Consider the following 10,861-nt stretch of genomic DNA (forward strand, 5'->3'; position numbering starts at 1 on the left):
CTGAACGCGACACACCGATGCGCCGGGGGAGGTCGTCTCACTCGAGTACCCAAACAATTTGGCGATTATTGATAGAATTAGGAACAGCAGGATCAGTTACCGGTGGCTCCTCTGGTATTTGTTTCGTGGTGTCGGAAAGTTGAAAACCCCATAATGTTGCTCCGCGCGTTTCCTTGCGATAACCAAATGGTTTACTACCGAAGGGCACAAATTTGTCAGCTGCCTCGGGAAGTACTTCTAGACTACTAGGGAATTCGCCATATTGATGTTGATACATGCGGACAGCAATCGCCACGCGTGCCTGCCGATGAAGCTGGCAATCGTTGATCATCGTGGTGGCGGTGGCGTAGTAATCGGGAATGAGAATACGTGACAGGATTTGGTCAACCTGCGCAAATGAAGACTGTATATCCCTGTCGAACTTTGACATAAGTCTAGAGGAGCTGTCAAGGAATCTGCCCCAGTCCTCCGTGCGTATCTCGGATGCTGCGACCATCGTATCGATAAAATAGACGGCATCATGACCGCGTGCTGGCATGATCATGTCCGTGTCCATGTACAAATGCGGCGTGACAAACACAGGAAGGTTCAGAGACATTTCGTCCAGTATCACCTGCTTCCAACGATCTCCAATGTCGCAATAACGCTCGATCGCCCGATCGATCTGCAGCAACTGATCCACAGTGAGCAGGTCAATCTCAATTGCGTGCTGAAGGGCCTCTAACGCCATTCGTCGAAATGCGATACCGACGAAACGCGAAACGATCGAAGGTACAGCGTCAACATGCTTCGAAAGCTCGAACATGGCCACCAAATCTTCCGTCGTCCGGACGGAGTCTTTTTTAAACATCGCCACTTGGCAATCGGCGCGCAGTAATCTTGCGATTGTTCGCGAGCTTTGTACTTCTGTAAGAAGCGTCTCATTTGCTCGGAAAAAGATGGGAAAATAAGTTGGGCTGGGATCACAGGCAAGTTTCCGAGAAAGTTCGACGAAATGTTCAAACTCGGTGGTTAGGCTCGCTGTTGCATCAGCGAAAGGCCAGTTTTCCGACGTATCAAATTGATCGCCGAATTCGTCGACTTCCACAGAAGGATCAAATGGAGGAATTCCCTTTGTCTTTTCTTGAAATTCAGCAGTCTCCACACCTGCCAGTAGCTCGGCCCACTCAAAAACTAGATCGTCCGAAGTTCGGTCGATGTATTGTTGATCAACCGAGTCTGAGTCTATCGCAATTCCTTGGGACTGAAGCTCAGAAATCTTTTGAGACATTTGTTGTCGGCCCTGGTTCTCCCTTACGGTGTACGCAACTCGGAATAGGACTGTACCAACCGCGACTAGTGAGAAGGGAACGGCGAAGATAGCAATGATCAGCCACCACCGAACTCGTCGCCTCGCTTTCTTGATTGGTGTAGGCACATGAGCTTTAAACGGTTCTGATTCAGACATTCGCTGATATATTTCCAATCTAAACTATTGTAGGAAACGGCAAGAACATTGACGATGTCATCTGCTCCTTACGCCAGGCTTCGATGCTTATGGCCTTCAGCCAACCAAACGAGAGTTGCATCAGCGTCCGCGATAGCAATCGATCGAAAGGCGTTTGGACGACTTCCCTTGGGTCATCCGCCGGCATGAAGCGTTCGTCCTCATCTTTATCTTTATTCGGTGGCTTGTTCATTCGCTCAATATAGCATCAAGGTAAAGACCGTATTTAGATTTTAAGCGACGTTTAATCGGCGATCGTAGATACAATGAGAGTTTCTAAAGAGGCTTAACCGTGCAATCGAAATCCGTTCTCATTTTGGCAAATCGTCAAGCTGCTGGGCTTGTCTTTCCGCTACTTGACGACCTGCAATCTGCAGCACTTGTTTCGCCGATCGCCGGCACTGGAAATCATGCTCACTGGCTATTGGGTCATTTGGTTTTCTCCGAAGGCCGTTACCGCGAGATGATGCAAGGAAATGTGAATCCATGCCAAACTTTGCAAGACAAGTTTGGCGGAGGATCGCAACCAGATCCTAAGGCGAATGGATACCCGTCTTACGAAGAGCTATTGAGTCGCCTGCGTTCAATGGACGAGGAGTTCTTGGCTTGGCTTGAAAGCATGAGCGAAGAAGAGCTTGATCAACAGATCGCAGGAGTCCCTCCTCAGTTCGAGCTCTATTTTGGAACGTGGCGACACATGTTCTTGATGAGAGCCATGCACTGGATGAACCATCGAGGGCAACTGGCCGATTGCCGTCGAGCCGCCGGCCGAACACCACTGATCATTTAGATGAGAAAAGCAAAATGACGGCAGAAGAAATCGTATCTCAGCTTACGAAGATGGGGAGTGAAAGCACGGCGAGAGTGCTTCGAAATCATGGCGCTCACGATCCATGCCTTGGTGTCAAAATCGGCGACATGAAAACGCTGCAAAAGCGGATCAAAAGGAGCTTTTCGCTTTCGTTGGAACTCTATGACACTGGAATCTACGATGCGATGTATCTTGCTGGGATTATCGCCGAACCAGAACGCATGACAAAGAAAGACCTGACAGGTTGGGTCAAAGACGCATCGAAACCCATCGCAGCTTATGTCGTCGGGCCAGTCGCAGCTGCTAGTCCATCGGGTTGGACGCTTGCACTAGCATGGATCAAATCCAAGAGGGAGATTGAGAACATAGCGGGTTGGGCTACCCTATCCGCCATCGCAAGCATTCGTCCTGATTCAGAACTAGACCTCGATGAGTATCTGCGATTGCTAGTCGACGTCGAAGCAAAAATCATTGAGGCCAAGGACGCAGTTCGTTACCAAATGAACTCCTTCGTGATCTCGGTCGGAAGCTACATAATTTCCCTCACCGACGCAGCAATTGAAGCCGGACACCGGATTGGCGTCTTGAAAATTGACATGGGCGACACGGAATGCAATGTGCCGTTTGCGCCAGACTACATCCAAAAAGTCAAAAGTCGCGGCAGCATAGGAAAGAAACGCAAGTCAGCCATGTGTTGATGGTTTCAGAACTCAAGCCGCGTTCCGAAGCTCGCCGGAGTTCTCGTGGCTTCATGCGTACGAAGGAATGTCAGCCAGCTCAACCTAAATAGAAAGCACTTATTGATTGATTCGCACTCGATTCGTTTACCTCATCGCCGCTACTGTGGTCATTATTGCAGGCCTGGCATCTCGCAAGTACCGGGGGCAGTTGCCTGCGTTCTTGGCCGAATACGCTGGCGACACTCTTTGGGCGCTGATGCTGTTTCTGTTGGTCAGCATGCTTCTAGCTGGACGGCCGGTGCTGGCGAGGGCAGCGATCTCGCTAGCTCTCGCTTTCCTAGTGGAGGTCAGCCAGCTCTTTCACGCCCCGTGGATCGACTCAATCCGTCAGTCCACGCTGGGTGGGCTGGTGCTGGGGTTCGGATTTCTCTGGACTGATCTCGTTTGCTACACGGTCGGCATTGCGACCGGATCGCTCACAGAGTGGGGTATCAGACGTTTCGGTGGACCAAAATTGGAGAAGGTTTCTGGGCGTTAGGATTTGCTACCGCTGTGTTAATCAAACCCATCTTTGGAAACGGAGATCTTGAGAGTTCTCAGTAGAGATCTGGGGTGGCGGAGGGGACGGCTCGCGTTTCGGTCGTATCCCGCTATCTCTCTTTCCTAACCGAGATATTTGGGGAGGGCGTCGCGGACGCGGAAAAAGCCCAAAACGTTGGGTAGAAACGAAAAACGCCGGGCGTCGATCTCTCGTCGTCCGGCGTTAACTTTTTGGCGTTTCTTCCGTAGAAAAAACTAAGGCTCCCCCGGGTGGGCTCGAACCACCGACACGCGGATTAACAGTCCGCTGCTCTGCCGACTGAGCTACAGGGGAATTTCTTGCTTAGGACTATCCAAACCACCCAAAGGTTCACTGTCGAATCCTGGGGCTGGGATCCCTAGCTCGGCTTCGAAATGTACCTATACCGCCCATGGCTTGCAACCCTAATTGGTTCGCACTTCCGTTTCCCAAATCACCAGGTTTCACTTGGGCGGAATTTCGGGTTTGTACCGACTGAACTCCCCCCCGCCAACATAAGCTCCATTGATTCCATTGCTCCGTCAATGTTTCGCATTCTCGATAGAATTCCAGGGCGGAATGCCAATGAACTCGGCCGGGGCCAAGCCTTTCGGACATCTTCCCGCTCGTCCAGATTGGACACGCAGGGAAGCCATGGTGTGATGCCGATCAAAAGTCTGCGTCGAGGACTACTCGATAGCGTGCTCGGCCAGCGGCGACGTGCTCGAACGCTTGGTTGATCTCGCTCATCGGGAAATGCTCGGTCTTCGGAGCAATCTTGTGCCTCGCCGCGAATGCAAGCATGTCGGCCATGTCGACGGGTGATCCGGTCGGTGACGCCCCCACACTGGCTTGCCGCATGATCAACGGAAAGACCGCAACAGGGATCGGCTCCAACACCGCTCCCACGACGTGCATGCGTCCGTTAGGGGCAAGCGACGCGATCAATGGATCCCAATCGAGGGGAACATTGACGGTCACGAGGAGCAAGTCGAATGACTTCTCAAGCCTCTGGAGCGATTCGCTGTCGCGCGTGGCGACAACGTGCTGGGCACCAAACGCCCGCGCCTCCTCGAACTTGCTCTCGCTCGAAGTGAAGGCTGTCACTTCGCAACCATACGCCGCTGCAAACTTCAACGCCATATGCCCCAGCCCTCCGATGCCGATCACTCCGACACGACTCTTCGGCGTCGCAAAAGTGGCGATTGGATTGAAGACGGTGATTCCTCCGCATAGCAGCGGTCCAGCGTCGGCGACATGCAACCCCTCTGGCAACGGAATTGCCCACGCCCAATGGGCTCGCACCGAGTTGGCGAAACCACCGAAATGCCCCGCAATCGTGGGCTGGGCTCCGTCGCACAGATGGTGCTCACCTGACATGCACGGACGACAATGCATACAACTGCCACTGTTCCATCCGATTCCCACTCGCTGGCCAATCGCAAGCCCCTTTGCATGCGGCCCAAGAGCTGTCACCCGCCCAATGACTTCATGCCCCAAGACCGCTGGATAGGTCGACATGCCCCATTCGTTCTGCCACATCGAAAGGTCGGAATGGCATACGCCGCAATGTTCGACCGCAACCTCTACCTCCTCCGGTCCCAAGGGTGGTCGTTCTATAGATTGCTTTTGAAAAGGGGCTCCGGCGGCGTCCGCCACCCAGGCTTGATAGGTCATGCGCAACTCTCTCTCGGTCTTCTCAAGGCCAACGAACTGGGATAAAGAACTGGATCGATTCGATGCAGGTCCCGCATCCATGAAGTGTTGGGTTGGATTCTACCGGAACGATCGTGGGAGGAATGGGATTTTGGGAGACGGAAGAACGGCTTTCGGAGAAAGGGTACTACAATCGGGGGCTAGCCGAATGGCAGGCGAGCCGAACAGGGACGAGTTATTTCAGCACGAGATGGGTTGAACTGTTTGTACAAGGAATGATCATGGCAGCGGTTAGCAGGGTGGCTTCGATCGACATCTACCGTGGCATGGTGATGTTTTTGATGCTGGCGGAAGTGCTGCAGCTTCCCAAGTTGCGTCAAGTCTTTAGCGGTGACAATACGAATGGCCAGATAGCGGAGTGGATTCGCTTTCATACCTCGCACGTCGCTTGGGCGGGCTGCTCACTGCATGATCTCATCCAACCGAGCTTCTCGTTCCTGGTTGGAACGGCGATGTCGTTCTCGTTGGCGTCACGCATTGCGCGGGGTGATTCACGCTGGCAGCTATTTCGGCATGCGATCCTGCGGAGTGTCATCCTCGTTTTTCTCGGGATCTTTCTGCGCAGCCTTGGCAAGCCCAGTACCAACTTTACGTTTGATGATACGCTGACGCAAATCGGGCTTGGATACTGGGCCCTTTTTCTAATCTCGTTGTTGCCTACGCGTGGGGTATTGATCGCCCTCGCGGCAATTTTGATCGGGACTTGGGGGATCTTCGTTCTCTATCCAGCACCTGCAGCAGATTTCCCCTATTCGCAAGTCGGTGTGCCAGAGAGTTGGTCCGAGTTCTATCGCGAAGGGTTTTCTGTTCATTTCAACAAGAACTCCAACGCGGCTTGGGCGTTCGATCGATGGTGGATGAATCTTTTCCCCCGCGAGAAACCGTTCGAGTACTCCGGGGGTGGCTATGCAACGCTCAGTTTCATCCCCACCCTTGCAACGATGGTGCTCGGATTGCTCGCGGGTCGTCTGCTGCAATCGCCACTTCCTTTTGCGCGCAAGAACCTAGTTTTTGCCTGCACAGGAGCGGGCTTGATGGCGACCGCTTGGTTGTTGGACTGGACGTTGGTCTGCCCCATTGTGAAGCGCATATGGACCCCGGCTTGGACGCTCTGGAGCGGGGGGATCTGTCTGCTTTGGCTCGGCGCCCTGCATTGGATTGCCGACCAGAAAGGGATTCAGCGGTGGGCGTTTCCATTCATTGTGATCGGAGCGAACTCGATCGTCGCCTATGTCTTGTCATGGACGCTCGAGAAGCCGACGCACGACGCGCTCCTGCGGCACTTCGGCAGTTGGCTTCAAACCCTTTCGGAATTGATCCAATCCATCCTCGGCGCCGGCAAAGAGCAAGTTCCTATGATTCAGGAGTTGCTCTTGGGTGGCTGTACGCTGATCGTGTTCTGGCTGATTCTCTACTGGCTCTACACCAAAAGAGTGTTTGTGAAGATTTAATCCAGGTTCCTGGTGAAACTCAATCCACGAAGCAGAATTCGTTCGTACACAAGAGGATTTGAATGAGCTGAGCGTACTCGTCGATACCGACCTTTGGGAGAGCCTTCAAATAACCCGTGAACTGCTCGAATTCGTGATCGGACGGAGATCGTTTGAGAATGGACCTGAACATTTGCTCGATAGCCCAAGTGGCATCTCTTCCCTCCTCAGACAAATAAAGCTTCTCTGCGAAGAGAGAGCTGTAATGGTCAATCATGCCGCTATTCATCATGAAGAGCGCTTGCTGGGGGACCGTGGTGGCGAAACGGAGAGGTGCATGGGAATCAGGCGAAGCAAAATCGAAGGCCCGGAAGAGTCCCTCCAGATTTTGGCGATCAATATATGCATAGACTGTGCGTCGTCTGGAGAAGGGCCGATTGATCATTTTGACGCTCTTGCCTCCGACGCGGTCATCCAATTGCTGAGTTCCGACCAAAACCGAGTCACGCAGGGTTTCGAAGTCGAGGCGTTTGCGAACACCACGCCACCAATAGCGGTTCTCCGCGTCCAGCAAATGTTTGTCCGCATCATGGGCACTTGACCGTCGATACGCGTCCGAGAGGACGATGCGTTTGATAAGCCGCTTGATACTTTGCCCGTCCGCCATGAACTCGGCCGATAAGAAATTAAGAAGCTCCAGCTGCGTGGGGGCTTCCGACCGAAGACCGAAATCGCTTGGGGTGTCGACCAGCGGCGTCCCCATGATCCAACCCCAAATGCGGTTCGTGATCACTCGAGGTGTGAGAGGATTTTTGGAATCGGTGATCGCTTGGGCCAAATCCAGCCGCCCACTTCCCGTGTCCATCGGTCGACTTACCGACGTCATAAACTCGATGAACTTGCGAGGTACTTGATCCCCTCGCGCGCCGGCTTGCCCTCGTTTGAAGATCACCGCCGGCCGAATCTTGTCAGCATCCACCATTCGAAGCGGCCCAGGTGCATCTTTTGGTTCCTTGCTGCTGACGAACATGGAGTGAAGCGAGTAGTAATCGGCCATGGAGATCGGATCGAATTTATGGTCATGGCAACGGGCGCACGCGACGGATAGGCCCAGGAATCCGCGGGTGACCAAGTCGATTCGATCGTCTGCGATATCATTTTCGTTGTTGAGAAACCGGCGGCCTAGGGTAAGGAATCCCATGGCGTCGAGGTTTCGGTTGTGGGTACCGGGATCCAATCGATCTGCAGCAAGTTGATATTGCGTGAACTGGTCGTAGGGGAGGTCCTCATTGAAGGCGCGGATCAGCCATTCGCGATACCGCCAAGCATGGGCGTATTCCCGATCTTCTTGAAATACATACCCCTTGTTGTCAGCGTATCGCGCCACGTCCATCCAACGACGAGCCATTCGTTCGCCGAAGTGGGGGGAGTCGAGGAGCTGGTCGACCCACGACTCATACTTTTCGATCGGTTGCGATTCCCAGACCGCCAGTTCTTCGTAGGTGGGAGCCAACCCCCACAGATCGTTATAAAGTCGGCGAATCAGTTCCCGTTTGGTGGCGGCACCATGGGGTTGAATCTTCTTATCCGATTGGGAGCGAGCGAGGATGGTATCGATGGACTGATTTTTGTCATAAGCGACGTCGAGGTTTTGGAATGCCCAGTGCTGGGCAGCAAGCTCGGTTTTGGAGGGTGCCGCCGGGGCAGCGTCAGACTCCTCGCGAGGATCCACAGCCCCTTGTTCGACCCAAGTTCGAAAATCGGCGAGAACATTCTCGGGAAGCTTCCCGGTGGGGGGCATTTGCAAGGCGTTGTCATCGTAGGACAAGGCTTTCAGGAGAATGCTCTTCTCCGGTGCATCAAGCTGCAATGAAGCGCCGCTCGCTCCCCCTTTCTTCAAGAGCTCGGCGGTGTCGAGTCGAAGTTCGCCCCCGGGATCTCCCGACGCAGCGGAGTGGCACTCGTAGCAGTGCTCCACGAGAACCGGTCGAATTTTTGTCTCGAAGAAATCGATTTTGGCTTGCTGAGCCGCGGCATCGGTCGGGTCGTCCCAAGCCGCAGCACGCGTCAAGGAATACGGGATGCTCGTCATGATTGGGAGCAACACCGACAAGGCGCGAAGGATGCGAATTGCTGACATGAATTGGATGGGTAGGGAGGTAGGAAGGTCTAAAGGTGGGGGAGTGGAGGTTTCGTCCGGAAACGAATCGGGCCGTCCAACTCAGGACAGGGCTTTCTATCTCAAAAACGGGCCGAGATGGCGAGCCGAAGTGGCAGCAAAGGATACCCGTTGCCGGGCTAACTGCTGCTTGGCACTATTGTACCCGCGATACCCTGTTCTATCCAACGCTGGATACACCAACGGACCCCAAACGTCGAAAACGGCTTAGGAAAAAGGGCATCGACACCTTGTTCCTGCAGCGATTGCCAGTCTCCCCAGCGAGGAAATGGGTCAAAAAAGGCCAGCATGGCGGTCGGAAAACGCTGCCGAAGCCGGGTCGTCCAAGGGAGCCATGCCGGTGCGCGCTCCCCTGCCAAACCTGCCAGCTCCGCGTTTTGCGAAGCGCGAGATGCGCGAGGTGGAACGTCGAGATCGACCAAAACCACGTCCGGTGTTGCTTGCATGCGGAGTTCAGTGGGTCGGGCTAGGACGAAGGAGACATCCCATCGTTCGAGGAGCGATTGCCACATTTGGGATGTGGCAAAGGACTCGGCGACGACCAGGATGAAGGGAGTTGTCGCGTTTCCGCTCCACCGGTTGACACTGGGCATCGATTGCTCGGACGCAACCTGCGCGTGTTGGATCCAGTCGATCACGCGAGGGCTAAGCCGCGACATGTCTCGTGGCAATACGCTCGAGTGGGCTCCCTGGTCCCCTGTATCCGCCCCGGTTGGGGATGGAAGGGTCAGGCTTGAAAGCCAGGGGAGGATTCGGTCGAAAAGTTCATACCAATAGAAAGGGACGATGCCCTCGGGAAGGGGGAACGTGCGGCGATGTCCCGTCCAAGATTCTCCGAGAATGACGGCCAATTCGAGATCGCTACTGGGAGGAATTGCGGCGTCCGGACTGGAAGCCAAGGCCTTCTTCGATGTTCTGCTGCCCTTAGTCGTTTTGCTCACCTTCTTTGCCGGCGCGGCCTGCGGAGGTATCTTGCGGACGTTCGCCAGCCAAGATGGCCACTCCGCTTCGTATCGCCCATCGATCCCTTGGATCCAGATCGGCGCTGGACCTTGGATGCAGATCGGCGAAGGGGTTTGTTGCATGGGATCGGGGGCAAGGTGCCTAATCGCCATCGCGTCTAGATCGACAACATTGGGAAGCTGGATGTAGGTCCGGATCCACTCCCAATACGAATCCTTTGGGGCCGCCCAAATGACTTGGCGATCGGTTTGAGATGTGTTCGATACAGCCATGCCACAAGCATCCATCGGAAGCGATTACCGTCCTGCGGATCGAGTTCCGGAGGCCTCAAGTTCCAATTCAGCGGATCGAATTGTATCGAGGGCTTCTTGGGGGCTGGTGGCCGATCGGAGCATCGTCAAAAAGACTTCATCCGTCACAAGCCGCGCGAGCCGAGCCAAAATACGAAGGTGGACGCGATCGTCGGTGGAGCAGATCAAAAAAAACACATCCGTGAGATGCCCCGAAGTGTTTCCGAAGGGGATCGGCTGCGGGGAGATGCCCAGTGCGACGATCGGCTCGGCCAAAATCGACGTTTGCGGTCGTCGAGGGTGAAGGAGGGCGACCCCATTCTCGAGGGCGGTGGGGTGTAGATCTTCCCGAGCGGCGACCGCCTCCACCATGGCGGCAGCATCCCAGAGGAGTCCGGAGCGCTCGGCCAGGGAGCACATCTCTCGAATCACGGAGTTTTTGGTCCGTACAGGCAAAGGAACTTCGATGGCGAGCGGGGACATGTAATCGGCGAGCATGGCGCGATCATCCGACATGACGTCGATGTTCCGCTGCAGTACCTTTTCCATCCGCTCCAATTCTTCTGCGTCCCCCACGCCGATTTGATCTTCGAGCCAGTGATGGATTTCGGATTCCGAAAACCGCCACTCGCCATTCACTTTCCGGGAAGGAATTTTGCCCCGCACCGCCATCTTGGTGACTTGCGTCAGGGTCAAGTGGAGGTAGTCGGCGAGTTGAGCGATGTCTAGGTCTTTGCTGGCCATGGC

General features: G+C 54.6%; 10 protein-coding genes and 1 tRNA gene. 4 read left to right on the forward strand and 7 right to left on the reverse strand.

Features of this window, described 5'->3' with window-relative positions; translation table 11 throughout:
• Positions 1–37: 37 nt before the first annotated feature.
• Positions 38–1,270 (reverse strand): hypothetical protein, encoded by a 1,233-nt coding sequence (locus tag SH467x_RS02425; protein WP_482369704.1) that lies wholly within the window; start codon positions 1,268–1,270, stop codon positions 38–40.
• A gap of 196 nt (positions 1,271–1,466) precedes the next feature.
• Complete coding sequence (locus SH467x_RS02430) at positions 1,467–1,679, reverse strand: hypothetical protein (RefSeq protein ID WP_482369705.1); 213 nt, start codon at positions 1,677–1,679, stop codon at positions 1,467–1,469.
• A gap of 99 nt (positions 1,680–1,778) precedes the next feature.
• On the opposite strand from SH467x_RS02430, the gene SH467x_RS02435 reads away from it, so the two are divergent.
• The 3 genes from SH467x_RS02435 (at position 1,779) to SH467x_RS02445 (ending at position 3,515) form a co-directional block, all read left to right on the forward strand.
• Entirely contained in the window at positions 1,779–2,276 is a 498-nt protein-coding gene (locus SH467x_RS02435) for a DinB family protein (protein WP_482369706.1), read from the forward strand.
• Positions 2,277–2,290: 14 nt separating this feature from the next.
• Entirely contained in the window at positions 2,291–2,995 is a 705-nt protein-coding gene (locus SH467x_RS02440; protein ID WP_482369707.1) for a DNA alkylation repair protein, read from the forward strand.
• A 106-nt stretch (positions 2,996–3,101) separates the two neighbouring features.
• Entirely contained in the window at positions 3,102–3,515 is a 414-nt protein-coding gene (locus SH467x_RS02445; protein ID WP_482369708.1) for a ribosomal maturation YjgA family protein, read from the forward strand.
• 263 nt (positions 3,516–3,778) lie between these two features.
• Here the strand turns inward: SH467x_RS02445 and SH467x_RS02450 are convergent.
• Together SH467x_RS02450 and ahr are read right to left on the reverse strand one after the other, a co-directional pair.
• Positions 3,779–3,851, reverse strand: a tRNA-Asn gene (locus tag SH467x_RS02450).
• A gap of 354 nt (positions 3,852–4,205) precedes the next feature.
• Positions 4,206–5,213, reverse strand: a complete 1,008-nt coding sequence (gene ahr / locus SH467x_RS02455) for an NADPH-dependent aldehyde reductase Ahr (RefSeq protein ID WP_482369709.1) — start codon at positions 5,211–5,213, stop codon at positions 4,206–4,208.
• A gap of 122 nt (positions 5,214–5,335) precedes the next feature.
• On the opposite strand from ahr, the gene SH467x_RS02460 reads away from it, so the two are divergent.
• Positions 5,336–6,703 (forward strand): acyltransferase family protein, encoded by a 1,368-nt coding sequence (locus SH467x_RS02460; RefSeq protein WP_482369710.1) that lies wholly within the window; start codon positions 5,336–5,338, stop codon positions 6,701–6,703.
• A gap of 19 nt (positions 6,704–6,722) precedes the next feature.
• Here the strand turns inward: SH467x_RS02460 and SH467x_RS02465 are convergent, their stop codons facing one another.
• From SH467x_RS02465 to SH467x_RS02475, 3 genes are all read right to left on the reverse strand, one after another.
• The gene (locus tag SH467x_RS02465; protein ID WP_482369711.1) at positions 6,723–8,822 is read right to left on the reverse strand and encodes a PSD1 and planctomycete cytochrome C domain-containing protein; all 2,100 of its coding nucleotides are present in this window, start codon (positions 8,820–8,822) and stop codon (positions 6,723–6,725) included.
• Between the two features lie 158 nt (positions 8,823–8,980).
• Positions 8,981–10,096, reverse strand: a complete 1,116-nt coding sequence (locus SH467x_RS02470) for a hypothetical protein (protein WP_482369712.1) — start codon at positions 10,094–10,096, stop codon at positions 8,981–8,983.
• Between the two features lie 24 nt (positions 10,097–10,120).
• Positions 10,121–10,858, reverse strand: a complete 738-nt coding sequence (locus tag SH467x_RS02475; protein WP_482369713.1) for a PTS sugar transporter subunit IIA — start codon at positions 10,856–10,858, stop codon at positions 10,121–10,123.
• Between the last annotated feature and the right edge of the window lie 3 nt (positions 10,859–10,861).

The sequence above is a fragment of the Brakhagea slesvicensis genome (assembly GCF_052161625.1).
Classification (GTDB): domain Bacteria; phylum Planctomycetota; class Planctomycetia; order Pirellulales; family Pirellulaceae; genus JBKCUI01.

Coding starts and splice junctions, on each gene's coding strand:
- SH467x_RS02425 (WP_482369704.1), bottom strand. CDS start 1,270: ATGTCTCAAAAGATTTCTGAGCTTCAGTCCCAAGGAATTGCGATAGAC.
- SH467x_RS02430 (WP_482369705.1), bottom strand. CDS start 1,679: ATGAACAAGCCACCGAATAAAGATAAAGATGAGGACGAACGCTTCATG.
- SH467x_RS02440 (WP_482369707.1), top strand. CDS start 2,291: ATGACGGCAGAAGAAATCGTATCTCAGCTTACGAAGATGGGGAGTGAA.
- ahr (WP_482369709.1), bottom strand. CDS start 5,213: ATGACCTATCAAGCCTGGGTGGCGGACGCCGCCGGAGCCCCTTTTCAA.
- SH467x_RS02460 (WP_482369710.1), top strand. CDS start 5,336: ATGGGATTTTGGGAGACGGAAGAACGGCTTTCGGAGAAAGGGTACTAC.
- SH467x_RS02465 (WP_482369711.1), bottom strand. CDS start 8,822: ATGTCAGCAATTCGCATCCTTCGCGCCTTGTCGGTGTTGCTCCCAATC.
- SH467x_RS02470 (WP_482369712.1), bottom strand. CDS start 10,096: ATGGCTGTATCGAACACATCTCAAACCGATCGCCAAGTCATTTGGGCG.
- SH467x_RS02475 (WP_482369713.1), bottom strand. CDS start 10,858: ATGGCCAGCAAAGACCTAGACATCGCTCAACTCGCCGACTACCTCCAC.